This is a genomic window from Paenibacillus sp. FSL R5-0486 (genome assembly GCF_037975155.1).
GTDB classification, from domain to species: domain Bacteria; phylum Bacillota; class Bacilli; order Paenibacillales; family Paenibacillaceae; genus Paenibacillus; species Paenibacillus amylolyticus.
Genome location: NZ_CP150237.1, coordinates 5,351,148 through 5,377,163 on the forward strand (window position 1 = coordinate 5,351,148; position 26,016 = coordinate 5,377,163).

22 protein-coding genes and 1 pseudogene are annotated in these 26,016 nt (G+C 45.3%); 8 read left to right on the forward strand and 15 right to left on the reverse strand.

Going from position 1 to position 26,016, the window contains the following annotated elements; translation table 11 throughout:
- Positions 1 to 20: 20 nt before the first annotated feature.
- The 4 genes from MKY01_RS23770 to MKY01_RS23785 are packed head-to-tail and all read right to left on the reverse strand — an operon-like array spanning position 21 to position 2,214.
- Positions 21 to 347: a hypothetical protein gene (locus tag MKY01_RS23770; protein WP_127550075.1), complete on the reverse strand. Its 327-nt coding sequence runs from the start codon at positions 345 to 347 to the stop codon at positions 21 to 23.
- A gap of 14 nt (positions 348 to 361) precedes the next feature.
- Entirely contained in the window at positions 362 to 1,009 is a 648-nt protein-coding gene (locus tag MKY01_RS23775) for an SMI1/KNR4 family protein (protein ID WP_339283836.1), read from the reverse strand.
- A gap of 28 nt (positions 1,010 to 1,037) precedes the next feature.
- On the reverse strand, positions 1,038 to 1,718 hold the full coding sequence (locus MKY01_RS23780; protein WP_339283838.1) for a hypothetical protein: 681 nt from the start codon (positions 1,716 to 1,718) through the stop codon (positions 1,038 to 1,040).
- Between the two features lie 28 nt (positions 1,719 to 1,746).
- Positions 1,747 to 2,214 (reverse strand): DUF6386 family protein, encoded by a 468-nt coding sequence (locus tag MKY01_RS23785; protein ID WP_339283840.1) that lies wholly within the window; start codon positions 2,212 to 2,214, stop codon positions 1,747 to 1,749.
- Positions 2,215 to 2,402: 188 nt separating this feature from the next.
- Here MKY01_RS23785 and MKY01_RS23790 point away from each other — a divergent pair, with 188 nt between their 5' ends.
- A complete protein-coding gene (locus tag MKY01_RS23790; protein ID WP_036617371.1) occupies positions 2,403 to 2,780 on the forward strand; it encodes a PilZ domain-containing protein in 378 nt (125 codons plus the stop codon).
- Between the two features lie 68 nt (positions 2,781 to 2,848).
- On the opposite strand, the gene MKY01_RS23795 is transcribed toward MKY01_RS23790, so the two are convergent.
- Both MKY01_RS23795 and MKY01_RS23800 read right to left on the reverse strand, forming a co-directional pair.
- Positions 2,849 to 4,192, reverse strand: a complete 1,344-nt coding sequence (locus tag MKY01_RS23795; RefSeq protein WP_235200860.1) for a uracil/xanthine transporter — start codon at positions 4,190 to 4,192, stop codon at positions 2,849 to 2,851.
- A gap of 49 nt (positions 4,193 to 4,241) precedes the next feature.
- Complete coding sequence (locus MKY01_RS23800) at positions 4,242 to 4,829, reverse strand: ankyrin repeat domain-containing protein (RefSeq protein WP_127550067.1); 588 nt, start codon at positions 4,827 to 4,829, stop codon at positions 4,242 to 4,244.
- A 184-nt stretch (positions 4,830 to 5,013) separates the two neighbouring features.
- Between MKY01_RS23800 and MKY01_RS23805 the strand changes: the two genes are divergently transcribed.
- Positions 5,014 to 5,916, forward strand: coding sequence for a LysR family transcriptional regulator (locus tag MKY01_RS23805; RefSeq protein WP_339283843.1), 903 nt, complete (start codon positions 5,014 to 5,016; stop codon positions 5,914 to 5,916).
- A 72-nt stretch (positions 5,917 to 5,988) separates the two neighbouring features.
- On the opposite strand, the gene MKY01_RS23810 is transcribed toward MKY01_RS23805, so the two are convergent.
- From MKY01_RS23810 to MKY01_RS23835, 6 genes are all read right to left on the reverse strand, one after another.
- Positions 5,989 to 7,899 carry a beta-glucoside-specific PTS transporter subunit IIABC gene (locus MKY01_RS23810; RefSeq protein WP_127550063.1) on the reverse strand — a complete coding sequence of 637 codons (1,911 nt, stop codon included), beginning with the start codon at positions 7,897 to 7,899 and terminating at the stop codon, positions 5,989 to 5,991.
- Between the two features lie 128 nt (positions 7,900 to 8,027).
- The gene (locus MKY01_RS23815; protein WP_036617363.1) at positions 8,028 to 8,879 is read right to left on the reverse strand and encodes a PRD domain-containing protein; all 852 of its coding nucleotides are present in this window, start codon (positions 8,877 to 8,879) and stop codon (positions 8,028 to 8,030) included.
- A 233-nt stretch (positions 8,880 to 9,112) separates the two neighbouring features.
- A complete protein-coding gene (locus tag MKY01_RS23820) occupies positions 9,113 to 10,543 on the reverse strand; it encodes a glycoside hydrolase family 1 protein (protein ID WP_218034880.1) in 1,431 nt (476 codons plus the stop codon).
- Positions 10,544 to 10,585: 42 nt separating this feature from the next.
- Entirely contained in the window at positions 10,586 to 12,268 is a 1,683-nt protein-coding gene (locus MKY01_RS23825) for an S-layer homology domain-containing protein (protein ID WP_164783358.1), read from the reverse strand.
- Positions 12,269 to 12,403: 135 nt separating this feature from the next.
- Positions 12,404 to 13,861 (reverse strand): glycoside hydrolase family 1 protein, encoded by a 1,458-nt coding sequence (locus MKY01_RS23830; protein ID WP_127550057.1) that lies wholly within the window; start codon positions 13,859 to 13,861, stop codon positions 12,404 to 12,406.
- Positions 13,862 to 14,152: 291 nt separating this feature from the next.
- Positions 14,153 to 14,446 (reverse strand): antitoxin Xre/MbcA/ParS toxin-binding domain-containing protein, encoded by a 294-nt coding sequence (locus MKY01_RS23835; protein ID WP_127550055.1) that lies wholly within the window; start codon positions 14,444 to 14,446, stop codon positions 14,153 to 14,155.
- A gap of 147 nt (positions 14,447 to 14,593) precedes the next feature.
- On the opposite strand from MKY01_RS23835, the pseudogene MKY01_RS23840 reads away from it, so the two are divergent.
- The 3 genes and pseudogenes from MKY01_RS23840 (at position 14,594) to MKY01_RS23850 (ending at position 17,337) form a co-directional block, all read left to right on the forward strand.
- Positions 14,594 to 15,659: pseudogene (locus tag MKY01_RS23840) on the forward strand (suppressor of fused domain protein).
- Between the two features lie 26 nt (positions 15,660 to 15,685).
- Entirely contained in the window at positions 15,686 to 16,447 is a 762-nt protein-coding gene (locus tag MKY01_RS23845; RefSeq protein WP_127550051.1) for a LuxR C-terminal-related transcriptional regulator, read from the forward strand.
- Positions 16,448 to 16,557: 110 nt separating this feature from the next.
- Positions 16,558 to 17,337, forward strand: a complete 780-nt coding sequence (locus MKY01_RS23850; RefSeq protein WP_127550049.1) for a hypothetical protein — start codon at positions 16,558 to 16,560, stop codon at positions 17,335 to 17,337.
- Positions 17,338 to 17,451: 114 nt separating this feature from the next.
- Here the strand turns inward: MKY01_RS23850 and MKY01_RS23855 are convergent, their stop codons facing one another.
- The gene (locus MKY01_RS23855) at positions 17,452 to 19,203 is read right to left on the reverse strand and encodes an ABC transporter ATP-binding protein (protein WP_288993425.1); all 1,752 of its coding nucleotides are present in this window, start codon (positions 19,201 to 19,203) and stop codon (positions 17,452 to 17,454) included.
- A gap of 150 nt (positions 19,204 to 19,353) precedes the next feature.
- Here MKY01_RS23855 and MKY01_RS23860 point away from each other — a divergent pair, with 150 nt between their 5' ends.
- The 3 genes from MKY01_RS23860 to MKY01_RS23870 all read left to right on the forward strand — a co-directional run bounded on the left by MKY01_RS23860 (position 19,354) and on the right by MKY01_RS23870 (position 24,242).
- Positions 19,354 to 20,796, forward strand: a complete 1,443-nt coding sequence (locus tag MKY01_RS23860) for an ABC transporter permease subunit (protein ID WP_255319895.1) — start codon at positions 19,354 to 19,356, stop codon at positions 20,794 to 20,796.
- 36 nt (positions 20,797 to 20,832) lie between these two features.
- Entirely contained in the window at positions 20,833 to 22,344 is a 1,512-nt protein-coding gene (locus MKY01_RS23865) for an ABC transporter permease (RefSeq protein ID WP_076328215.1), read from the forward strand.
- Positions 22,345 to 22,421: 77 nt separating this feature from the next.
- Positions 22,422 to 24,242 (forward strand): ABC transporter substrate-binding protein, encoded by a 1,821-nt coding sequence (locus MKY01_RS23870; protein ID WP_315372063.1) that lies wholly within the window; start codon positions 22,422 to 22,424, stop codon positions 24,240 to 24,242.
- A gap of 61 nt (positions 24,243 to 24,303) precedes the next feature.
- On the opposite strand, the gene MKY01_RS23875 is transcribed toward MKY01_RS23870, so the two are convergent.
- Together MKY01_RS23875 and MKY01_RS23880 are read right to left on the reverse strand one after the other, a co-directional pair.
- Complete coding sequence (locus MKY01_RS23875; protein WP_315372064.1) at positions 24,304 to 24,948, reverse strand: sugar O-acetyltransferase; 645 nt, start codon at positions 24,946 to 24,948, stop codon at positions 24,304 to 24,306.
- Positions 24,949 to 25,006: 58 nt separating this feature from the next.
- Positions 25,007 to 26,014, reverse strand: coding sequence for an ROK family protein (locus MKY01_RS23880; protein ID WP_315372065.1), 1,008 nt, complete (start codon positions 26,012 to 26,014; stop codon positions 25,007 to 25,009).
- Positions 26,015 to 26,016: the final 2 nt, after the last annotated feature.

A 26,016-nucleotide genomic window follows, 5' to 3' on the forward strand; every position in this document is an offset into this window, starting at 1 on the left:
TCAGGCAAATCTTCTACCGATCAGAGTTCAAACCAGATTAAACCACCATCAACCCGCCTGGTTTCTTGCTCCATCTGATGCATCCAGCTCCGCGCCTCTTCACCCCAGATATGAAACAAACAGTATATATACGAATCCCCATCCACAATCTCTTCAAACCCGGAAGCCTCTTCTATCCACACTTCAAGTGCTCTAGGCCAGGAAGGATCTTCACGTTTCAATACAAAGCCGTTGGCTTGGTGTTCCAAACTATACACTTCGGTAAATTTTAATGAATTTGCCAAACGCTTCACGACTTCAGGTAAAATCGCAGGCTCCGTTGTTCTAATCCCATATTCCCAGCCCATATGTACAACCTCCTTCAGACTTCGTTCGCTCCAGATTGTTGCTTTTGTTCATGCATTTGATGGATCGAACGATTCAACCACAACTCGTACCAGTCCAGAAAATGTAATCGATTCGTATTGCCCCAATACTGATCAGGATAGATTCCATTGCGGTTAGCCCGGTCATCAACCCAGATCTCTCCGTAGGAGGCTCCCTTAACAATCAGATTCATGGAGATGCCACAGCCAAAATCACTGATGCGCAGCATGCCTGCCGACCATTTTGGATCAAAATATTCATGTTCCAGCGCTTCCCATTCCTCTTCTTCCTTGCTGTCATCGAACCAGTCATAGTTCCAGTTCCATGCTTCCGTGAATTGGAAAGGGTCCGAGACCGCGTTCAGCTCATCGTTATAACCCAGCACAGCGTATACGCCGTCATCCGGGTTTTCCAGACCATAATAAGGTCCTGTACCACCCGTTCCCATATGAAGAAGCCATACCTTATAGTCCTCCGGCAACTCAATTCGCCATTTCTGTTCAAATTGCGTAATATCCTCCTGCGTCCATACAGGTGCCATTTCATATTCATGGTTTTCTGCACCAAACAGCTCCAGATCCGGGTCCAGACTTCGGAGAGTGATCAACTTTTCACGCATACGCTCCAGTTGCACTTTGTACATGGCTTCCCTACCTCCCTTCTTTACTCTGTTAAGTTTGTTCGACGGGGTACCCGCGTTGCTGCAACTCACCCAGTGTGGCTGCCACATCTCGCTCAGGACACAACTGCTTAATCAGTCTGGCGGTCACCGGTTTTCCTTCATATACTTCAGCTACGGCTTCCAACGGCAGATCCGGCAAGTCATAGTACCCTTTGGCCCAATCAGCGTAATCTTCCGAGTTTTTTTCCAAATATCCCAGTAAAAATTCTGCGCCACCTCTGGCGTCCGCTTTGTCTTCCTTGGCCATCGCCAGCTGAATCCAGTTACCAACCTTCCATGGCAAGTCGTTCCCTTCCTGCCATAGGCAAAAGGTCACATCCTCCATATCCAACGTTTCCTCATGATCTCGCAGTACAGCCATCAAGGCCTCCGGCACTTCATCGTACATGCCCGGATAGATTTCTCCGTCCTCACGAGCATGTGGGCTCAAGGGTGACTCATGATCAAATCCTTTGATCAACGTGCCTGAGTTCGTAAACAAGACATGCAGATGATCACCTGCGCCGTTATTGATGTTTCCCCATGCCAGACCTGGCTGAATTTTATCTTCATAATGATGAACGCGTAGCCATTCTTCCTCCGAAAAAATGATATCCAAAGCAGCGAGTATTCTCATCCGTTTACGCAGGGCATCTGCATTCATCATCGTTATCTCGTTCCATTCCTGCATATGAATCCCTCCTGTTCGTATATGTACACTATATCCGGATTAATTCATCCAGCGTGTTATTTCCCTGAATACTTGGTGTCATGACAATGGTGATCCGACTGGCTTCTCTGGAGACGATACAAGCATAATTTCCGGGTTTTAACTGAAACAGAACCCCTTCACACGTCTCATCCGGCTCCAATTCACCGCCAGTGACATCATCCGCCGCTCCCAGATAGACGTGCCCAGACGGAACTTGCAGATGATACACCTTTTCCCGTTCCGCTGCGTGATCTGGATCTGAATCCTCCTCTACATCCTCCAGGCTCCATCCCACCTCATACACTCCATCCGCACCCAGATTCAAGAACAGACAATGACCTGCATTCACCTCAGCCAGCTCATCCACTGGAATAGACCACCAGTCCGAAGTATCCTCAAGCCGATGTTTTAACGCTGCCAGATCATACAGGCACAATGTTGCCGTATCTGTAACCATTTGAAATGTTCCTCTCATATTCATCCGTCCCTTCTGCCTGATCCAGGTCTGACCTCAGAAATATATTCCATCATTATATCAAGCCTGATACACGTGTAAAAGGAACCCATGGACCATCTCTGCTTGCGCAACTCTTCATTTCTCGCTCCAAATGGTCGATATAAGCATAACTGACTTTTTTTGAACCTGATGGAGGAAGCCAAGCCATGTCAATTAACAATAGAAAAGAACCCTTTCGCTACACATTGAAGGAACCGATCCACTTTGAGATCTATATTCTCAGCATCAACGGGGTTAACGCACCAGCCAAACCCATTCAGGCCGAACTCTGCGATATCAGTCGATCCGGCTGTCAGCTGTCATTTCCGCTATCCCTTCCTGTAGAGAATAACGATATTCGGATTGGAATGAATATGCTGCTCTTTGAAGACCCTCTATATATGGAAGGCACTCTCCGTTGGGGTCAAGAAAAAAATACCTCATGGCACTATGGTGTTCAACTCGAAATGCAGGATGGGAACCAGGACCGTCTATCTAGAGAGATGCGAATGCTTGCAGGACAAGGCAAAATTATCGTGAAATAGCCATATAGCCTGATAACAAAAAACAAAAAAACAGCCCAATCAAATTGGACTGTCGCAAGTGAAACTCTTTATGCCGCTTTACTAACTGTCGCTGGTTGTTCCATTTTGGACCAGTTCACGGTTTTTTCAAGAACCAGCGAGACCAATACCCCAATGACGAGACCATTACTTATGATCGGAATGAGGTACATGGGCAAAGTTTGAAAGGCCTCAGCAGGAATATTCATGACCGCAACTCCCGTGAGGACCGGCAGCGCTACACGATAGATCGTTTTAGAATTAAACGTTGTACCTTCAAGCGTTCTTAGTGCCGTGCCGAACATCTGAAGATAAGCCACAAACAAAACCGCACTGCCGACGCTTGGTGGTATTTGTGCAAAAAATGCTGTCACTGAAGGTGTAAGACCTATCACACATAACATCCCCGCTCCAATTATCAAGGCAGCACGACGCAGAATGCGAGTACTCTCCAGGAACCCGATCGATGATGCAAATAAACCAAAGGGCAGCACACCTACACAGGCTGACAACATCGTGAACAGACCCGTTAGCGCATAGGAATGCCTATACTGACGACTTGTTGTTTCTGTCCGGTATAGTTTCTCAACTGTGCTTAATGTGGTGATCGAATTCGTCATGTTCACCAGTCCCACGAAAAATGCAGTAATGACAATACCCGGTTCCCATCTGGGCGCTCCCCACGGAAACAGTTCGAGACCAGCCGGGGCCTGATTCGGCTGTCCGCTATGTTGTCCAGGAAACAATAGACTATAAGCGATCCAGCCTGCCACAATCCCAATCAGGATCGCGTAGTTCCCCAGTTTCCCCCTACCCTTTAATTGAATCCATGCCACCAAAAATGCAATGACAACGGACAATGCGGCAACAGGCAGATTGAAGCGGCCAAACTCCGTATATCCAATCATACCTTTGAAAAAATTCATGGTTAATTGAATCGTCATTAGAAACAACATGGCACTCTTCACCATGGGTGTAAACAGCTTTTGCAGCACTTGCGCCGCTCCCAGCCAGCCCAGAATCACCATCGTTAATCCCGCTAACAAAAAACCTGCAGCCAGTCCACCGCCAATACGCTCCAGACTCATACCGGCCGATGAAGCAGATACCGTCAAACTTAGCGTCAATCCCCACCATAACCCTGACGGACCATCCATAATCGCATATCGATGACCAAATACGGCTTGAAGAATACACACTGCTCCGGTAAGGATAAATGCGTGCTGCATGGAGGTAGCGATGGCATCCGGAGACAGATGAAAATTATGTCCAATGGATAGCGGAACAACAACGGTATTGGTAAACAGGAAGAAAAACCACTGTATACCTGCCAAAATCAGTGAAGATACGTCCTTCATATTCTTTTGTAAAAAATGCTCTTGATGTCTGTTCATTCGTTTGGAATATCCTTTCACTGTTCTGTATCATAAATGTATAGCCTTTTCAGACTTGGGTTAATAGTCGTTCCATCTCGGCATACCGATGCCGGCTCGCATGTGCAAGCGGTGTAATCCCGTCCCGATCCGCAATCTTTGGATCTGCACCATATTGTAAAAGCAAGGCAACAATCTGCTGCTGACGCGGCCCACCATCTCCCAAAATGACCGCTTCCAGCAAGGCTGTCCACCCCAGGTTGTTGATATGGTTCACATCCACATCACTGCGTGTCAGCAGAAGCTCCACAATGTCCACATGGCCCCGATCCGCTGCTGGGATAAGAGCTGTGCCGCCAAAACGATTTGTTAACCTCGTATCTGCACCTGCTGTAATCGCCAATTCGACCATGTCATACATACCCTCAGCACTCGCGTATAACAGCAGGTTGTCCAATCGTGCATCCCGAAGATTAATGTCGGCTCCGGCGTCCACTAACATCCTTGCCGTGTCTATCTTGTTACCGTGCACCGCTGCCAGCAGAGGTGTCCGCCCCAATGTATCCCGTTCGTTCAACCGGTTACCCTGTTGTGTGATAAATCGAATGACCTCATCGGTATGGCCCGCTTGAGCAGCATCATGTATTGTTCTAACCACGTTGTTTTATCCTCCAATTCAAGGTCTTTCTCATGCAGTAATATTCATATAGAAACCAAACCCTGTTAGTCAGGTATGCAAATCTAATGTATGGTAACATAAGATCGTAGTATATTAAAAATACATGTTTTGTTGCCTTTCCATATGAATTACATATACATTGCAGGCGAAGGAGAACAACCACTTGGATATCAAACAATGTCGCTATTTCATTGCCATTGCTGAGGAGAAACAGATTACAGCCGCAGCTCGAAGACTGCACATGGCTCAGCCACCCTTAAGTCAGCAGCTAAAGTTAATGGAGGAAGAGCTTGGCGTAATTTTGTTTGAACGCAAAGGACGTATGATGGAATTAACGCAGGCGGGTCTCAGCTTCTATGATTATGCGGTTACCTTGACCAAATATATGGAGGAAGCTGTAATGGAGATGCAAAGTTTCCGTCACGGCATACGGGGCAAACTCGCCATCGGCATCAATACCATATCGGATCGCCTGATCCCGCAAACACTGCAACAGTTTCGCACCACCCACCCACAGGTTACCTATAAAATTCAACAAAATGAATCTGCGCAATTATGCCGATTGCTGGAAGATGGCAAAGTTGAACTTGCCTGTGTACGCATGCCTGTCCAGACTGAACGTTATGAGGTGCTGCATCTGCCACAGGAACCCCTTTTCTACATTTCTTCAACACCGCTCGATAGTCCGACAGAGATGGGACCAGGAGTGGAGATGGGGACTTATTTTGAGCAGCTTACAGGTATCCCTCTACTGCTTCCAAGCACAGAAGGACTCGGTATGTTCGAGCTAATTTTGGACAAGTTTCGGGAGCATCAGGTTACCCCCTCCATCATGGGTGAGTGCTCAGACATTAATATGTTACTCGAGCTGGTCCGACTCGGCTTCGCCAGTTCCATCGTGCCTCACACGGTACTACAGCTATATCACGAGCACCCATTCCACGTATATCGCATCCAGGATCAGCATTCCACGGTCGGTTCGGCGCTGGTCTGGCTGCAGAACCGTTATCTGTCCAAGCCTGCACAACACTTTGTGCAACTGGTGCAGGGTATGCTTCCCGTGTAAAAGGCTATAAGCAAAAAAAACAGCAGCTTTACCGGATTACATTCCAGTGAAGCTGCTGTTTCATTTTTATGGTTAAGCTTTAGCTGTGAACAACAAGTCTTTTTCTTTGATCGTAGTGCGACCAGCAGACTCAATCGACTCATACTGATGCATATTTGTAATAATGACTGGTGTAATCGTTGTGTAACCGGCTTTTTCGATCTGTTCCCGGTCAAACTCCATCAGTACATCACCTACAGCAACCTTCGCACCTGCTTGAACTTTAGGAGAGAAGAATTGACCTTTCAGCTTCACGGTATCAATCCCGATATGAATCAACATCTCTGCGCCTGTATCACTTACCAGACCAATGGCATGTCCACTCTTCGATAACGAGAACACGGTTCCGTTGATCGGAGATACGACGCGACCTTCAGATGGTTGAATCGCGAATCCTTTACCCATAATCTCTTCAGAGAACGCAGGGTCTGGCACTTCGCTCAGCGGTTTAACTTCACCTGTGATCGGGCTGAATACTTGCTCATCTTGTGCTTTTGCTTCTTCAGTTACAGCAGCAGAAGTTGTTGCTACTGCTGTTGCCGGCTCTGCTGCTGGTGCAGCTACTGGCTCCGATGCATTTTCTTCTTGGAAGCCCAAGATATACGTAATGATTGCTGCCGCTACGATGGCAATCAAACCACCAACCAAAGCATAAATCAATGTGCTAATTGCTGGACTGACAAATGCCGCAATACTCGGCAGACCTGCAAGTCCTGTAATAACATACGATTTAACATTGAAGATTCCCATGAATGCACCAGCAATAGCACCCCCGCTGAGAGCTGCGATAAATGGTTTTTTGAACTTCATGTTGATACCATACATCGCTGGTTCCGTGATCCCCATAATAGCCGTAAGACCTGTGGAATAGGCCAGGGATTTGGTTTTGCTATTTCTCGATCTGAGACCTACACCAAATGCTGCACCACCTTGTGCCAAGTTAGCTGCAAACATCAGTGGAATAATAAAGTCGTAACCCAGTGTTGTCATTGAACCAACAACGATTGGTAGCAACGCATAGTGCATACCTGTAATGATCAGCAGTGACATCGTACCACCAATCAGGATACTTGCGAAGATGGACATGTTATCGAACAACCATGAAATACCACCGGACAAACCATTACCAAGAACCGTACCCAATGGACCTACTGTCATCAACGTCAGTGGAACCATAATTAACAAGGTAACTGTTGGAACAATGAGTAACTTAAGTGAAGCATGTATAACACGATCAACGGCTTTCTCTACATATGAAGCAATCCAAACGGCCAGAACAATTGGAATAACTGTAGAAGAATACGTTGCCGCTATGACTGTAATCCCCATAAAGGATGAGTTATGACCATCGGCCAGCAATGCTGTAATGGTCGGGTGCATAATGCCCGCAGCAAGCGCCGCGGCAATATACATATTACTACCCAGCTTACGTGCAGCACTGATCGCCAGAATGATTGGCAGGAAGTAGAAGGCACCGTCACCAATTGCCGACAAAATGATATAGGTTGAACTAGTATTGGACAACCATCCAAGTGCGACAAGGATAGCCACGATCCCTTTGATCATACCTGCACCTGTAATCGCAGGCAGGATTGGTGTAAACATACCTGAGATGAAGTCGAACAACGCACTTATCGGATTTCTCTTTTTCTTTTCTCCAGTTGAAGCGCTTGAGGTTGCATTATCTGCGTTTGGTGATTTGGACATGTTGCCAACGAGTGCGTTATACACGATAGGCACATCGTTACCGATGATAACCTGGAACTGTCCACCGTTCTCCATCACGCCCATAACGCCTGGTGTATTTTTTAGCGTCGCTTTGTCCGCTTTTTGGTTGTCATTCAGGTTAAATCTGAGTCTTGTCATACAGTGTGTGACTTGATCGATATTCTCTTCGCCACCAACAAGCTTCAAAATATCCTTGGACAATTGTTGTTTATCCATTGTGTTTTGCTCCTTTTATGTGTAATGAAGGTTAAAAAAAAACCTAAACACTGAATAATGACAAAGCAGAAAAGCTTATCATTATTCAACGTTTAGGTTTTGCCTTTTTAGCAGTAACAATCCCAACTTTATTCAATTGTTTGTTCATTTCTGACAATTCGTTCAATATGAATGGTCAGATACAGTATTTCTTCCTTGGACAATACCCGATTATAGATCTTACGCGTATAGTCACTGATCCTTACTGCACATGCATGTGCTTCCGGATACTGCTTGCTCACCAAGTCATGAAGCGGATTATCTACTTCTTTATCTTCAATCGCCGTTCCTTGCAACACACGTTGGGCAAAGAACTTCAGATGAGTTAAAAATCGATAATAACTCAATGAATCTTCATCAAGTTCAATCACAAAGCTACGTCTTACGATGTTAAGTATGTCCTTAACGATGTTCGTAATACTGATCGTTTCCCTCATCTCACCGTTCATCTGGGCATTAACCAGATGCATTGCAATGAATGCGCATTCGTCTTCGGGTAGCAGGACACCTAATGTTTCCTCAATAATCTGTAGCGCCTTGAGTCCAATGGCATATTCCTTCCGGTACATGCGCTTGATCTCCCAGAACAATGCGTTACGGATCTGCAATCCTTGACGATGTCGATCAATGGCAAAATGAATATGATCCGTCAGTGAAATGTAGATGCTTTCATGCAGCTTCTCACCTAACACCGTCTCGGCATAACGGATAATCTCATCCGAGCACTCGACATATTCAACCGGGATATCAGACAGAAGTGTTTTAAGTTTCTGTGATACTTCCTTACTTTCAAGCGAGAATATTTTTTCGACGAGACTCTCGTCAATCGATTCACCAGTATGCTTTTTGAAGGCAATTCCACGTCCCATAACGACCAGTTCGTTTCCTCCCGGATCAATTACGGTAACTACGTTGTTGTTCAGCACCTTCTCAATTTTCATTTCTTCACATCACCTTGCACCGTCAAAGTAGTAAAAGGCAAAACCAAAGCAGGTCACGAAATATGCCCCGCTTCTGGTTTTGCCTGATTGAACAGTAACAATCCAGTATTCATTAGCCTTAGGCCCATCTTACCATATAATTATCCATATGACAATGTTTTTGTGAAAGCGGTTAATGTGCGTTAATGTGACATCAGAAGGTGCTTGCACAACTATGCTTATAGAACTAGTGTTTACTCGTTGTTGTTCTTAAGACTTGCGCCATTTGTACTAATAACTTCCTTGTACCAATGGAATGATTTTTTCTTGTAACGCTCCAATGTTCCTGACCCGTCATTGTTGCGGTCTACATAGATGAAACCATAACGTTTCTTCATCTCTGCTGTTGAAGCACTTACCAGGTCAATACAGCCCCATGACGTATAACCCATCACTTCTACGCCATCCTCAAGAGCTTCGCCAACCTGTACCAGATGGTCATTCAAGTATTGAATACGGTAATCATCGTTCACCGTTTTATTGCCATTTTCGTCCGTAATCAGTTCATCGACTGCGCCCAGACCATTTTCGACAATAAACAATGGTTTTTGATAACGGTCCCAGTATTTGTTCAAGGTTACGCGCAGCCCTTGCGGATCGATCTGCCAGCCCCACTCACTCGCTTTCAGATAAGGGTTTTGCACACCTGCGAACAGGTTCCCTTTTCCTTCGATACGTTTCTCGGGATCACCAGTCTCACAGATACTTACATAATAACTGAACGAGATAAAGTCTACGGTATGCTTCAGAATTTCAGCATCGCCATCTTCAAACTTGATATTGATATTATTCGCTTTGAAATAACGATTAATGTATTTTGGATAGTATCCACGTGCATGGATATCAGCAAAGATATCATTGCGCTGTTCCGCATGCATCGCTGCAACCACATCATCCGGATTCGGAGTCAGCGGATACGTAGGCATGCTCAGTACCATACAGCCGATTTTGGCTTCAGGCATAATTTCATGACCCAGTTTTACAGCTAACGCACTGGCTACCAATTCATGATGGATCGCTTGGTAAAGATCCTGTTTGGACAGTTCAGCTTTTGGCGTATAGATTCCGCCACTCATGAATGGTTCCTCCAGGATGGAGTTGATTTCGTTGAATGTCAGCCAGTATTTCACTTTGCCTTTGAAACGGTTGAACAGCACTGTTACATAACGCTCGTAGAAATCGATCATTTTACGGTTAACCCAGCCATCATATGTTTTGGACAAATGCAGCGGTGTCTCATAGTGAGAGATCGTTACGAGTGGTTCAATCCCGTATTTGTGGCACTCATCGAACAGGTCATCGTAGAATTGCAGACCTTTCTCATTTGGCTCCAATTCATCACCTTTAGGGAAGATACGGGACCAAGCGATAGATGTACGGAACACTTTGAAGCCCATTTCAGCAAACAGTTTAACATCCTCTTTGTAGCGGTTGTAGAAATCGATACCGATCAGTTTCAGGTTATCTTCTGTAGGTGCTTCCGTTCTAGGCGTTGTAATCCCATGTGGCATTACATCTTGAACAGACAGACCTTTGCCATCTGTATTATAAGCTCCTTCAAGTTGGTTGGCTGCTACAGCGCCGCCCCATAGGAAGTCTTTCGGAAATGGTGTAGTCATATCAATCATTCCTCTCATTATTTATCATTATAAAGTTGGTTATTGAACTTAGTTTGTTGGCAATTGTTCCAATCGTTGCAGAATCAGCTCCAGCTGAGCACCTGTAACCGACTTCGATGAATCAAATTGATCTTTGGACATACCGGACATAATACCGGCTTTGGCACTATTTTGAACGGCTTCATAAGCCCAATGCTTATCATTCAAATCCTTGAACAATACTACAGTTGACTCGTCTGCATCATTCCAGCCGCGACTCGTCAAAATATGGTCTACGATCACTGCCATCTGTGCACGTGTTACTTCCTCTCCCGAGGCAAATATCTGATTGCTGACACCTTTCATCAATCCTGCCTTAGTCACTGTTGCGATGGCCTGACGAGCCCATTCAGGGGCAGAATCTGTGTACGGGTAAGCAGATTCGGATACTTCAGGAAGATTTAACTTGTCGGCAAGCACGAGGGCGATCTGCGCTCTTGTCACAGGCTCAGTTGGTTTTGTTCCATGCTCTATGTTACCTCCATCCTGTTCCCCTGAAGTTCCTTTGCTTAGTTGGAACAGGTCGGCAAGTACTTCTTTGTTGTCAAAAGCCGGTACCCATGACCAATGCTTCATGCCACCGTACAGTCTTTGGCTATCCATGTAAGCATCGTCATACAGCGTCATATTGACATGCTTGGCTCCAAGCTCAGTCAAAGCCTGATAAGCCAAAGAGCTTGTCCGGCTGTCAGTGGTTGGATCATTTTTGGCATGCATAATCCATACTGGGACATCCACAATATCTTTCAGTTCTTTTTTGAATGCTTCAACAGATCCGGTGTAATCCGCTACCGTATCCTTGGCCGCTACAATAATCGCTCCAGCAAACAGATCGGGATATTGTGTCAAGAAACGGAAGGCACCACCACCGCCACTGGAAACACCAGACAGATAGATCCGATTCGGATCAACTTCACCTTCAGCAACCAGCTTCTGGATCAGCTCATACTGTGCAACAAAATATGCTTGCATTTTAGCCAGTTGTTCAGGGTTATCGTAAATTTTGAAACTGTAATTCTCGGGATACTGTACAGCAAGCACGGAAGTATCATACCCCGATTCCGTCCAGACTACTGCTCCACGATTAGCCGTAAGATGACTTCTACCATCCGTACCTACTTCACCCCCGCCATGAAGCCATACCATGAGCGGCTTCGGTTCTTCGGACGTGCTTCGTTTCAGTTGATAGGACAAGTTCGCACCATTACTGCCTGTAAATTGTCCTTTTTCAAACTCATCGACCGTACGTGTTTTGACTACATTTACATTTTTATCGTCAAAAGAAAGTTCAGGATACGCCTTGCTTGTGACTGCAAATGCTGACTTAAATCCACCTGGATATTTAAAAGGCTTTACCGCCATATGGATGGTATGATCCGTAATTGTCAATTTTATTCCGTCATCTTCATACTCATTTTGTATGATCTCTTCCTCTTCATTTAAGGGATAGCCATCATAATTGCCAGTAATTTCGAAGTCTGAAGCTTTCAGATTCTGATATTTCTCCGGATTTGCTACAGTAATGTCAAAGGACTCTACCATCTCTCCAGGATCACCAACATAGGTATTGGCCTGGATTCGAGTAACCTGGTTGCTTTCCGCACCAACGGTTGCTGGCCAGATCACACTCAGACTTAGTGTCAGGGCAAGCATCCATCCCATACTTTTTGTGTTCATACTCCATCTTTTCAAAAGATATCCCTCCATATGTAATGTTTGCAGCACATAAAAAAGCGGACAAACGCTAATCAGCAGGCCCTCAGGAACATTAAATTCCATTAAACACTAACTGTTATATCAGGTTTGCCCGCTCAGAAAACGTGAGAACTACAGTTGCTCACCATTACTGGAGATTACGTTTTTGTACCAGTCGAATGAATCCTTTTTGGAACGTTTGAGTGTTCCGTTACCTTCGTCATCCAGATCCACGTAGATGAAACCATAACGTTTGGACATTTCGGAAGTGGACATGCTCACAAGGTCAATCGGGCCCCATGCTGTAAATCCAATCAGATCGACGCCATCTTTGATGGCTTCTTTCATTTGTTCGATGTGTTTTTTCAGGTAATCCACACGATAGGAGTCATGGATCGAACCGTCTTCTTCAACACGGTCATATGCACCCAGACCATTTTCTACGATGAACAATGGTTTCTGGTAACGATCCCAGAAGTTGTTCAAGGTTACGCGCAGACCGATCGGATCGATCTCCCAGCCCCAGTCGGATGCTTCCAGATAAGGGTTTTTCACGCCGCCAGTCAGGTTACCCGATGTTTCTTCCTTGTCTGCAGATGCAGATTTGGTTACGGACATGTAGTAGCTGAAGGAGATGAAATCAACGGTATTGTTCAGCAAGATCTCGTCATCGCCTGCTTCTTTTTGGATCACGATGTCGTTTTCTTCAAAATAACGAGCCATGTAGTTCGGGTATTTACCACGAGCATGCATGTCCGTGAAGAAGAGGTTAATCTGATTCTCGTGTTGAGCCAGACGAACATCTACCGGATTACATGTTGCTGCATAAGTTTCCATACGAGCAAGCATACAACCCACTTGGGAACCAGGCATAATCTCGTGAGCAAGCTTCGTTACCAATGCACTTGCTACAAATTGGTGATGCAGCGCTTGATAAGTGGTTTGCAGTTTGTTGTCCACTTTATCGATCAGAATGCCGCCGCCAGTGTATGGGCTGAACAACATGACGTTAATTTCATTAAACGTCAGCCAGTATTTCACTTTATTTTTATAACGGTTGAACACCGTTTCTGCATACCGAACATAGTGCTCGATTACTTCACGGCCAGCCCAGCCGTTATATTTTTGCGTCAAGCCAAGCGGTGTCTCATAGTGAGACAATGTAACGAGCGGCTCGATGCCATATTTCAACAATTCGTCAAATACTTCATCATAGAATTTCAAGCCTGCTTCATTCGGCTCTTGATCATAACCGTTCGGGAAAATACGTGCCCAGTGAATGGACAAACGGAATACTTTGAAGCCCATTTCAGCGAACAATGCAATATCTTCTCTAAAGTGATGGTAGAAATCGATACCAAAACGTTTCGGGAAACGTTCTTCAAATTTGCCGGAGAGGATCTCTTCGATTCGGGAAGAGGAAATTTCCATAGCATGTCCGCCTGTACGCTTCTCTTTGGGAACATGAGCGATCATGTCCGCTGTGGAGAGGCCTTTGCCGTCCTTATCGAATGCACCCTCCAATTGATTGGCAGCTGTAGCGCCGCCCCATAGGAAGTTTTCGGGGAATCCTTTTTTTGCCGTGGTCATGAACAACAACCTCTTTTCGAAATTTATTTTGGTTTTTCCAGGTAAAAAATGGTGTGATTTAGAGCAGAAAACAAGAAAAACCTAAACTCAAGGTAAAATAGCACCAAAAAAAGGAGCTTTCATTTCACCATCAGTTTAGGTTTTGCCTGTCTTCACAGTTACAATCCATCAAAAGATGTTATTGCATATTCTGTTGTGTTTGCTCTTGTAATGTAAGCGTAACATATCTATTTTGCAAAATCAACTTCACTGGATCAACTGATCGCTCGCACACTCTCACCATCGAAAAAATTAACGTGGCATACGCATAATGGCCGCCCTTAATGCCTGCGCTCCTTCCTCCGTTTCCAGGTAAACAGCGGGACTTTGGTCCCCTAAAGCCGGGATATCTTTAGCTATCCATTCAAAAACGTACTCCCCCATTTCACACAAAAGCACCCGACTTATATCTGCCGGAATCCCTTGTAATCGCGCACGTTCTACCCACGCGGGGTCCAACTTTTGTCCAAGTTCTTCAAACCCTTCGGAAAATGAGTCCCAGCTTGTATGATTAAACTCCTTTAAATAGATACCTTTCATACTCATGTAATTTCACTCCCTGAATTGCAATTAATAACACCCAAGTCCTATCTGACACAATTCATCCTTAAGCCGCTTGAATCCGTTTCTGTAACAGGTAGACTTAATTTTAAATGTTTTTCGGGGGAAAGAACAGTCAAGGAGGATTCAATAATGACTCAGGAAGAAAACACATCCGGTTGGGATGCGATTGATCAATCCATGCGTGAATTGTATGGGGAACAAGAGCCAAAACACTACGGCACTGCCCTTCCATATATTCTTGGAGGTCCCGATCCACTCGATGGCATTAGCGTTTATGAGGTGAACACACCTATGCCTCACTGGCATTTTGTTACCTACGGTTTCTCAGAATTATATGAAAAAGAGATGCAGGATGCATCCAAAAGCGGGTATGGATTTGAGCTCACCTTTCGTCTTACACGCAGTGAAGCAGAGACTGATCCGCCAGCCTGGGCGCTGAATCTGTTACAGAATGTAGGACGATACGTGTTCAACAGCGGAAATATCTTTCAGCCAGGGGATTACATGGACGCCAATGGCCCCATCTGTCTGGAGTCCGACACTTTGCTGACTGCTCTCTCGTTTATTGAAGACCCGGATCTACCCGCGATCTCTACGACTAATGGTTCAGTGCAATTTATTCAGATGGTTGGCATTACAGGTCGGGAACTGGAAATGATTCAAAGCTGGAATGCTCGTGGATTCCTGTCTGCCTCCTCCATGTTCATGCCCAAATATGTGACGGATCTGATGAGAAATTCGTACGCAGATATCCCTTCGGTTATACAAGCGGTTGAGCATGGAATAGAACAGGACGGGTCCAGCACAGCGTTTTTATTCATACAACAACTGGCTTGGGAATCTCCTCGCAAAAAAATTGCTGCAAAAATCGGTTCCGGCCAAACTCCAGCTTGGAGCCAAACAAGCCGTATTAGTTGGCACCATCCTTCGTAGCCGAATTTCGAAAGGTGCCTCTCTATCCTTGATCGGACCGGATACTAATATTCTGTTCGAAGCAGGAGAACATCCAGCCGTATTGGAGTCGGACAGACAAGTTACCCTGACGGTGAACAAACAAACTGTTGAGGAGCTGGCAGAGAATCTTCGTCCGGTTGAAGGGACATTTGAGATAACTTCATTGGATCATATTCTCGTTCAGATTGTTAGAACAGAAATCAAGGACCAGGAAGGACACGTCATTCAAACGATTGGATGAGAACTGTGCAACAAGGAGAAAACAACATGCCTGCCATTACATTTGCCACACGACACGAAGAGTCCCCGACTTGCTCGCATGCAGCAGGAACGGCTCCGTTCGACTATTTACCAAAATCCAGTCTGGACAGGCTTCGTAAAATCAATCATTTCCTGATTCATGCATTCCAGAACAGTATCTCGGTTATCCAAGAGAATTTAACGGGCACTTATCTTTTTCTACTCACAGATAGCAACGGTGTGCTCCTCTCGATGAATTATAGTTCAGATCTTAAAGCTGTAGTAGAACATTCCCCCATTCGTCCTGGCATGTTCTTCACTGCACAGAGCTGTGGAGTTAACGCCATATCTGTAACGATGGACAGCAACGAGCCTGTAGTGCTGCTGCCCGAGCAGCATGAAAGTCCTTTTTTTCAAAGCTGGCATTGTTACGCCGCACCTCTGTTCATGGGATCGCAACATGTCGGTTATCTGGATGTGTCCACCATTAATACAGATATGCAAGGTGAACTGATTGCCATTGCCAAGCTAATTCCAGCGTACATGCAGAACTGTTATCAGAGTCAACAGACTGCTGAAGCGTGCGACAAACCGGCGGTGGAGTTCACCGAGCGTCAGTTAACCATTCTGGAGATGATAGCCGGAGGCCTCACGGTAAAAGCCATTGCTTTGAAATTAAAGATCAAGGAATGCACCGTGAATCATCACAAAAAAGTGATTTTTAACAAATTAGGTGTGCAATCCAGCACAGAAGCTGTTTCAATTGCCAGCCGAATGTCTTATGTATAGAAGACCCCTATAGATTCCTATAGGTAGTATATGAGAACGTTTGTGCTACAATTTAAGAAGCAGGCAACATGTAGAGAGAGAAACAAACACACACATTTCAGGAGGGTAATATGACAATTCCAAAAAAAGCTTCTTTATTCGCCATGCTCATTATGATTATGCTGGTTGCAGCCGCTTGCGGTGACAAAGCAGATAACACAGCCGCAACAGAAGAGCCTACCCCGACAGAAACAACGACAGGTACTGATTCTGATACAGCCAATACAGAAGAAACAGAGAACACAGAACCAGCAAGCGAAGAGTCCAAGGAAACTGATAATTCACAAGACGTTGAGCTGGGGACTACGAAAAAAGGTTCTTACACCAATGACTATTTTGGCGTATCTCTGAAATTTCCGGAAGCTTGGGAGTTCCAGGATGCTGCAGGCATGAATGAGCTGACAAGTGCTTCATCCGAAGCGATTGCTGGTGATGATGAAACAAAGAAAAAACAAATTGAACTGTCTCAGACCAAAACATTGAATCTGCTTATGGCTTCAAAGTATCCATTAGATGCAGGCCAAGTTGGTCCTTCCGCAATTGCGGTTGCTGAGAAAGTAAGCTTGTTGCAAGGCATTCGTACAGGTAAAGACTACCTGGAAGCAACCAAAAAATTCATGGTGGATAGCCAGTTCCCTTACGATTATAAGGAAATGACAACGGAAACCATCGGTGGTAAAGAGATGGATCTGATGCAAATCACGATGGATCCAGGTGACGGTTCAACCGTTACTCAAGATTACTATAGTACAATTATTGAAGGATATGCTTTCAACTTCATATTCACTTACGTGGATGATAAGACCAAAGCCGAGATTGATACCATCAAGAAATCGGTTCAATTCAAATAATCGCTTTCGATTACTGCCATTATACGAAGAACATATAACTCAACCCCGATAACGATCTGTAGAGATCATCGTCGGGGTTCTTTTGTCGATGAAACAGACTATATATTGCACTATCTAACTAGATATGGCTACCCAGTGCCCTTCCGTGACTTCTACCCACTTGGAATGTTCCAGATTATAACGGTCCTCTACTTCAACATTTTCTTTAGTTGTTTCTTTGACAACATGTCTCTTTTTCTTCGCTTCTACCGCCGGATCAGGCACGGGAATAGCAGATAGCAAAGCCTTGGTGTAGGCATGTTGCGGGTTGGAATAGAGTTCTTCACTCTCGGCCAGCTCTACAATTTTTCCGTTATACATCACCGCCACTCGATCACTGATATGTTTAACCATGGACAAGTCATGCGCGATGAAGAGATATGTCAATCCGAGTCGCTGCTGCAACTCTTCAAGCAATTGTACGATCTGAGCCTGTATCGACACATCCAGTGCAGACAATGGCTCATCACATACGATGAATTCAGGTTCCACAGCCAGAGCTCGTGCAATACCGATCCGCTGTCTCTGCCCACCCGAGAATTCATGTGGATAACGCTGCGCATGGGTGGGATCAAGACCCACCATCTCCAGCAATTCCTCCACACGCATTTCCCGCTGAGCGGCAGTGCCTGCAAGTTGATGAATATCAAGCGCTTCTCCAATGATATCCATAATCCTCATTTTGGGATTCAGAGATGCATAGGGGTCTTGGAAGATGATTTGCATATGTCTACGCATCGTTTTCATCTCCGAAGCCGACAAACGATTGAGCGGGACTCCTTTAAACAGTACATCTCCACCTGTTGGCTCATGCAATCGCAGAATCGCACGGCCCGTGGTTGATTTTCCGCTACCGGATTCCCCTACAACGCCAAGCGTCTCTCCTTGACGAATATGAAAGCTAATATCATTAACCGCCTTTAAGGTGTTACCTTTGCCCAGATTAAAATGTTGTCTGAGTGATTTCACCTCAAGCAACGGCTGATCGTCTTCCAGATCTCTCGGGACCAACGATACCGGTTTGGGCTTTTTCTTCTGATCCAGACGTGGTAATGCATTCAGAAGTCTGATCGTATACGGGTGTTTGGGATTAGCAAAAATCTCTGTTGTTGTCCCGGTTTCCACAATCTGTCCTTCTTTCATAACAACAACCCGATCACACATGCCTGCTACTACGCCCAAATCATGCGTGATCAGGATAATCGATGTGCCCAGTTGGTCCTGCATATCTTTCATCAAATTAAGAATTTGTGCCTGAATCGTAACGTCAAGTGCGGTTGTCGGCTCATCGGCAATGAGTAATTCAGGACGACAAGCAAGTGCAATACCGATCATGACCCGCTGGCGCATGCCTCCGGAGAATTCGTGTGGATATTGGTTGTAGCGTATTTCACTACGAGTTATCCCCACCCGCTCCATCATGGCAATCGCCTGTTTCTTGGCTTCCCTTTTGGACACCTTCTGATGTTTGATTAGACTTTCGGAGATCTGTTTACCCACTTTAATAGTCGGATTAAGAGAACTCATCGGGTCCTGAAAGATCATGCCAATATCACGCCCACGAATGCTCTCCATCTCTTTCTGCGTTTTATTCGCCAGATCGACCCCTTTGAACAGAATCTCTCCATTTTTCATCTGTGAAGGCGGCGATGCAAGCAGCCTCATAATGGAACGTGCGGTTACACTCTTGCCACTACCCGATTCGCCTACAATGCCTAGTGTCTCTCCTTTGCGCACTTCAAAACTTACCTCTCGTACTGCATGAAACTCACTCTCTCCAGAATGAAAAGAGACCGATAGATCATTCACTTTCAATAAAGGTTCCATGTTATCACCAGCTCTCATCCGTATTTCACATTCACTTATCTCATATGTATACCATTTAATTCCTTGACAATTGTTTAGACCCTAAATAATATATACTATATCAATCGGAATAATGCAATTTAAACCTGAATGAAAGGAGGCACGCTTGGTTTGAATCTTGCAGAAAGCAGCAGACTCTCGCGGTTGGTGCACAATTTAAGTTTTATTTATGGCAAAATGATGCTTCATCCTTCCTACCGATATGTTCTGTTCATTCTTGGATTACCGATCAATCTGGTCGTGTTTCTAATATGGCGTTCGAATCGAAAAAATGACGGCTGGGTAGCCGCCAGGCAGACGGCTGAGCAAGAACTGCTCGCTTCTTCCTATCGGAACAAGATGAAGTTGGAAGTCGAAGAACAGCTACGACGCAAACATCGTTTTTTCCAGCAGCAGGTCAGTGAGGAAGAATTCAGACGTCAGACCGAGGAATGGTTGGAAGAAACGGTTCAGAAAGAGTTGAAGGAGCGGACTTCTCGCATACTTCAGGAACAGGGAAGTCAACGTCTTACGATGGCCGATACATTCCACACCCTTATCGACAAACCGTGGTTTTTCGCGATATCCATTATTCCTGGCTGTCTGATGTATGGCATCCTCTTTTTGTATGGAAATCCTTATCTAAAGTACATATTTGAAAGAATACTGATGACGGTATTTGTCATTCTGGGCGTAGCCACACTCGTATTTACGATTTTGTATCTGTCTCCGTTCAACCCGGCAGCTAACATTCTCGGAGAGACAGCAACGCAGGAACAGATTGCAGCATTCAATCAGGTGTATGGCTTGGATCAGCCTTATCTTACACAGCTCTGGAACAATATTAAGGGAGTTGCTCTCTTCGATCTTGGCAAGTCTTTTGCAGGAAATGAAGACGTAACAGCAACGATTGCAAGAAAGTTTCCAATTACATTGACGCTGGCGGTCATCTCCCTGCTGCTAGCACTCGTCATCGCATTGCCCATCGGTATCATCTCAGCGATTAAGCCTAATTCATGGTTCGATTATACGTTTATGTTCATCGCTCTGATTGGATTATCGATCCCGAATTTCTGGCAAGGACTTATTTTCATTCTGAACTTTTCGATCAAATTACAGTGGCTTCCCGCCACCTTCAACCCGCAGAACTGGCTGTCGATCATTATGCCAACCATTGTGCTGGGCACAGGACTTACGGCTGCGGTGGCACGGATGACCCGGTCTTCCACACTGGAAGTCATTCATGAGGATTATGTGATGACCGCCCGCGCCAAGGGGTTAAGCGAACGTCAGGTCATGCTGAAACACGCTGTACGTAATGCATTGATTCCAATCGTAACTGTGGTTGGACTTCAATTCGGAGCCATGCTTGGCGGGGCAGCAGTGACGGAGAAAGTGTTTAATATCAGCGGTCTCGGCAGCTATATTGTGGATAAACAATTCATCCCCGATATTCCGAGTATCATGGGCGGAGTAATCTACACAGCAATTACGATCTCCATTATCAATGTAGCGGTTGATCTGCTGTACGCTTTTATTGATCCAAGAGTGCGCTCCAAGATGAAACAATATTAAAGTGTGTGTTGAACTACCTCTTAAAGCAGGTGTATTATGACAAACTCGTCCTTAACACAAGAAATGCGTTTCCGGCTTAAGTCTTCTCGAGAATACAGTCAGGCAAGCTTCGCCTGGATCACGTCCCTTCTCTTGACTGCCTTGTTGCTGTTCAACAGTTATGACTGGAGCGGGCAGACGTTCAAACCATTTCTGCTAACGATACTTGGGATCTATGTATTCTTCACACTGGTCCAAAGTGTCATCACCCTTCGGATTCGAAAAGACTTGATCCGTACGGGTACGATCTCTACTTTGACCCGCAGGTTAGCCTGGGTTCAGCTACTTGCCATCATTTCTGGAAATATATTTATCGTAACGGCAGCCTTTCATCTGATTCGAAAAGCCAGGAATGTGGAGTACACCTTTGCGGTATATATGCTGTTAACCCAGCTGTTCGTCATCGGTGTATCCGCGTTAAATGTTTTCAAACCCTATGTGGCTGACAACTTTCTGCCAGCTATGGCGGTGCTCATATTTATTCTGGTCATCGACCTGGTCGTACTGATTATCGTATCCCGATATAACGCGACCTCTATCCTCCCTCGCTGGATGATCGGTGTCAGTGTAGTACTGATTCTGACCTCAATCACAGGTAATGTATTTGCCCTATTGCTCGGCATTTCCATTATTGGGCGCATTCGCAGACAGGGGAAACAAAAATCAAACTTCTGGAATGATCTGTGGGAGCGACTTGCTCCGAATATGACTGCCATGTCCGGTTTGTTTTTTATCATTTTTCTGTTCTCGATATCGATTTGCAGCTTCTTTACTTTTGATTACAGCATGGCTGTGGAAAACAACTACTCCGCTCTGCTTCAACCCCCTTCCCTTGCGTATCCCTTGGGAACGGACGACTTCGGACGATGTTTATTTTCCCGGATTGTATTTGGTGCCCGGATCTCCTTAATCGTAGGTTGCATGTCGACCATCATTCCTGTGTTGATCGGTGGAGTCCTCGGAGCATTCTCCGGTTTCTACGGAAGGCATACGGATAACATCATCATGCGGCTGCTGGATATTCTCTATGCGATTCCGGGAATTCTGCTCGCCATTGCCATTATTGCGGCGTTTGGAGCTAATACGGTCAATCTTATTCTGGCGCTGAGTCTGGGTTCGATCCCAACTTACGCCCGTACCATGAGAGCCAGTGTGCTCTATGTATCTACTTTTGAATTTGTGGAAGCTGCACGTGCACTGGGGTACAACAATCGTACGATTATTTTCAAACACATTATTCCCAACTCCCTTGCGCCCATGATTATCAAGTCCACACTCACGATTGGTGGAGCGGTTATCGCTACCAGCAGTTTGAGTTATCTGGGACTCGGCGTGGAGCCGCATATTCCGGAATGGGGTAACATTCTGAAGCTCGGCAGTACATACCTGGAGACCCACTCTTATCTGGCGATTTATCCAGGCTTGGCTATTATTCTGCTGGTTCTTTCGTTTAACTTTCTCGGTGACGGTCTGCGTGATGCGCTTGATCCCAAGCTGGAAAAGGCATAAAAGATTCGTCATTGAAATGAATGATATAGAAAAAAAGAAATCACACATCACACATTCAAGATATGGAGGGTAATCCCATGAAAAAACGTACACTGATCTCATTACTATTAATTCTCGTCATTGTGATTTCCGGTTGCAGTGTAAAAACGAAAACCGAATCCCAGGCGGAGACCACACCAGCGGATACAACAGAAACTGCACAAAAACCGGCTGACATTGAACTGCTCGCCATGAGTTCTTCCGAAAATGATGTAAACATTGTGCGCGACCAGCTGACTAAAAACGGCTTCAATGTGAAACTGAACCTGCAGCCGGATTATGGTAGCTTCAAATCCCAGCAGGATGCAGGGAATTATGACATTGCCTTGTCCAGCTGGACAACGGTAACGGGAAATCCCGATTATGCGGTGCGTTCCCTTTTCAAAACAGGTGGAGATTACAGTATCCTTGCGGATGGGGAACTTGATAAACTCATCGATCAGGCAGCTACTCAAACTCCAGATGAGTACAAAGACACGTACAAACAATTGGAAGATCGCTTGGTAACGGATCAGGCGTATATCGCTCCTTTGTACATTTCCCTGAAAAGTCAGGCTGTGAACCAAGACATTCTGAATGTCGACACCGTTCGTCTCTCCAAATCCCGCGCCATGGCTTGGGAACCAATTGAGTTCAAGGACAGCTCCAAAAATGCCAAAGATCCGTTGATTCTGACGCAAAGTGCATCCGTACTGACTTCCCTTGATCCAATCAAAGGAAACGACGGCTCCATCAACCAGTTGAATACCAATATGTATGTACGTCTCGTTAACTTGACAGATGACGATCAGCTGACAGCAGATGGATCACTGTCCCATAACTTCAGTATTGCTGAAGGTAATTCGGACTACTACTTCATTCTCAGAGACGATATCAACTTTGCGAAGATTGATAACAAAAAAGCTGTAGATACAGGAGAACGTGTCGGTGCAGATGATGTGATCTTCTCCCTGGATCGTGCTAAAAATAAAGATTCCGTTCCGGATCACCGGACGTACAGTCTGCATGAACACATCAAAGAAGCTGAGGTTGTAACGGATCTGAGTGCATTACAATCCATTAAACAATCCAGCGGTAACGGCACAATCCTCGAAGCATTGGAACAAGGATTGGGCAGCAAAATTACAGAACTCGTGACGGACAAAACCAAAGCAGATAATAGCGCAGGTAAATATCAGGTCGTTAAACTGACAACAACTGAACCTTTCCCGCAAGTACTGAACTATCTGGCTCACCAATCTGCGGGTATCGTGTCCAAAAAACAGGTGGAGAGCATCAACACATATGATGTAGCTTCCTTTGACGTCAACAAAGATATTCCTTACGGTGATCAGAACACGGTGACTGAAGGCGCAGCATACAATAACACCCTTTATACTAGCGGACCTTATATTTTGTCTTATAAAAATGATTATGAAGGTGTATTCTTAAAAAATCCAGCTTACCGTAAAGGTACGGAAGATGAGCCCAAAATTGCTCAGGTTAACGTCCGATTCATCGCGGATGCAGACAGCGCCCTCTCTGCTCTTCGCAGCAGTGAAATTCACTTATACTACGGTGTACCTGAAACCAAGTATGACATCATCGAAAATGACAGCAAACTGAAACTGCAAAGTCTGCCAAGTAACGCTGTCTCCTATCTGTTGTTCAACACGGCCAATCGTGAAGTTGCCAAGAGCAGTGACCTGAGAAAAGCCGTGCTGTACTCCATTAATCAGGATGAGATTTTGAGTTTCTACAAGAACAACAAACTCAAAGCATACTCTACAGTAAGCCCGCTCGTTCAGACCGGGAATGAATTGAAAGCTGATCCTGCAAAAGTAAAAGAATTCTTGAGTAACTACAACGCCTCCAAGTAAACGCATAACAAAAAAAAGGTTGTCACCAGGATCATCTATTTGATCCTGATGGCAGCCTTTTTTATTCTTCCAGCACACGGCAATCTGCCAGAACATCGGGGTAGTTTCGCATGCTGTCCGCATCAGTAATTTTGCGAATAACTTTGCACGGTACGCCTGCTGCAAAAGAATGCGGTGGAATATCACGAGTCACCACGCTACCTGCTCCAATGACACAGCCGTCTCCAATCGTTACGCCCCCGCACACTGTGACGTTTGCCGAGATCCATACATCGTTACCAATCGTGACCGGTTTGGCATAACATAGCGACTTCACATCACCGTTCTGGTCCACCATCTGTCTCCGCTCGCTGGCAATCATGGGGTGAATGGGGGTAACAATCGTAACGTTGGGTCCAAAACTGGTATAGTCCCCGATCGTCACTTGTGCGTCATCTTGTATCGTCAGATTGTAATTACCGAAGAAATGCTCGCCTATCCGGGTATGCACACCATAATGAAAGAAGATGGGGCCTTGCATGAATCCACCTTCACCGATCTGCCCCATTAACTGTTGTAATATCTGATTCCTTTCCTCAGTCTGTTCTTCAAAGGTCTGACTGTAACGCTGACTGAGATTATGGGCCCGCCTTTTGATGATCTTTAATTCGGGATCACTTGGACTGAACAACACGCCTTTCATGATTCTCTCTTCTTCACGCATCATGAATCCTCCTCTACAAGGGTTAGCTTATAAAATAAAAGCCAAAGACATGGCCTGTGGGTTATAAGGCTTCTGATAGAATGCCTGACTTCAACGCCTGAAGCACCATTCCTCGTAACCCAGCATCAAAATCATGTTGGAACGAATCCTGATGTACGATCTCAGGCAACGACGGCATGGGGTGATCCTTCCCGTATTGTTTCCACGCCATATCCAGCTCTTCTCTCTCCACCCGTTCCTGATAAATGACAATCTGGTGCGGGGCAACGACGGCATTAATCGTTTGCAAGATGTGACATACGTTCACTACAAAATCATCTTTGCTCATGTCACGGTGCCAATCAGGTGAATAAGGAAGATACTTGATCTCACCAAACATCCCGTTTTTCCCACGGATCATCTGTCCATTCAACATCATGCCCATACCCGGCGGGTATCGGTTCGGAAAATAAATTCCTGCTACACTCCGTTCCTTCATATCCGCATGCTGTGTACAGTATCCGCTAATCGCTGCATTAACATCATTCTCCACGAGAACGTTCAATTGAAACTCGCTTTCGATCTCCCGTATCAGATGTGAATGGATAAGCTCTTCATGACTGCTCACCGTGATGTCCCCATCAACGGCTTGCCCCGGAATACCGATGCCGATCATATCAATGGAGGGATATTCCTTAATGAAACGCGCGATAAGTTGCAGCATATGCTGTTTATCAAAAGCAGGCAAGATGCGCTCTTCCTTCAACACAACCTTATTCTCCAGATTCATGACCGTCGCCGAAATCAACTCCTGGCCTTTCATCTCTTTGATGTAAAGAACCAAAGCAAGCTTGAAGTTATAATTATATCGATATGCCTGAGCAGGACGACCGCCGTTAGAGGGAACCACTTTATCCTGGAACAACTCTCCGCCATCACATAATTCCTGAATCAGCGCATTAATGGTAACAACACTAAGATTGGTTAATAAAGCTAATTGCGGTTTGGTCGCCGTTTCAATCTGCTGCATGACTTCACGCACATTATTCAAATTGATGTATTTCATCATTGTAGCGTTGGCTTTTTTCATAA

Excerpts from the sequence above, each read along its gene's own strand:
- MKY01_RS23770 (WP_127550075.1), bottom strand. The coding sequence starts at position 347 with ATGGGCTGGGAATATGGGATTAGAACAACGGAGCCTGCGATTTTACCT.
- MKY01_RS23775 (WP_339283836.1), bottom strand. The coding sequence starts at position 1,009 with ATGTACAAAGTGCAACTGGAGCGTATGCGTGAAAAGTTGATCACTCTC.
- MKY01_RS23780 (WP_339283838.1), bottom strand. The coding sequence starts at position 1,718 with ATGCAGGAATGGAACGAGATAACGATGATGAATGCAGATGCCCTGCGT.
- MKY01_RS23785 (WP_339283840.1), bottom strand. The coding sequence starts at position 2,214 with ATGAGAGGAACATTTCAAATGGTTACAGATACGGCAACATTGTGCCTG.
- MKY01_RS23790 (WP_036617371.1), top strand. The coding sequence starts at position 2,403 with ATGTCAATTAACAATAGAAAAGAACCCTTTCGCTACACATTGAAGGAA.
- MKY01_RS23795 (WP_235200860.1), bottom strand. The coding sequence starts at position 4,192 with ATGAACAGACATCAAGAGCATTTTTTACAAAAGAATATGAAGGACGTA.
- MKY01_RS23810 (WP_127550063.1), bottom strand. The coding sequence starts at position 7,899 with ATGGATAAACAACAATTGTCCAAGGATATTTTGAAGCTTGTTGGTGGC.
- MKY01_RS23815 (WP_036617363.1), bottom strand. The coding sequence starts at position 8,879 with ATGAAAATTGAGAAGGTGCTGAACAACAACGTAGTTACCGTAATTGAT.
- MKY01_RS23830 (WP_127550057.1), bottom strand. The coding sequence starts at position 13,861 with ATGACCACGGCAAAAAAAGGATTCCCCGAAAACTTCCTATGGGGCGGC.
- MKY01_RS23835 (WP_127550055.1), bottom strand. The coding sequence starts at position 14,446 with ATGAGTATGAAAGGTATCTATTTAAAGGAGTTTAATCATACAAGCTGG.
- MKY01_RS23845 (WP_127550051.1), top strand. The coding sequence starts at position 15,686 with ATGCCTGCCATTACATTTGCCACACGACACGAAGAGTCCCCGACTTGC.
- MKY01_RS23850 (WP_127550049.1), top strand. The coding sequence starts at position 16,558 with ATGACAATTCCAAAAAAAGCTTCTTTATTCGCCATGCTCATTATGATT.
- MKY01_RS23855 (WP_288993425.1), bottom strand. The coding sequence starts at position 19,203 with ATGGAACCTTTATTGAAAGTGAATGATCTATCGGTCTCTTTTCATTCT.
- MKY01_RS23865 (WP_076328215.1), top strand. The coding sequence starts at position 20,833 with ATGACAAACTCGTCCTTAACACAAGAAATGCGTTTCCGGCTTAAGTCT.
- MKY01_RS23870 (WP_315372063.1), top strand. The coding sequence starts at position 22,422 with ATGAAAAAACGTACACTGATCTCATTACTATTAATTCTCGTCATTGTG.
- MKY01_RS23875 (WP_315372064.1), bottom strand. The coding sequence starts at position 24,948 with ATGATGCGTGAAGAAGAGAGAATCATGAAAGGCGTGTTGTTCAGTCCA.
- MKY01_RS23880 (WP_315372065.1), bottom strand. The coding sequence starts at position 26,014 with ATGAAAAAAGCCAACGCTACAATGATGAAATACATCAATTTGAATAAT.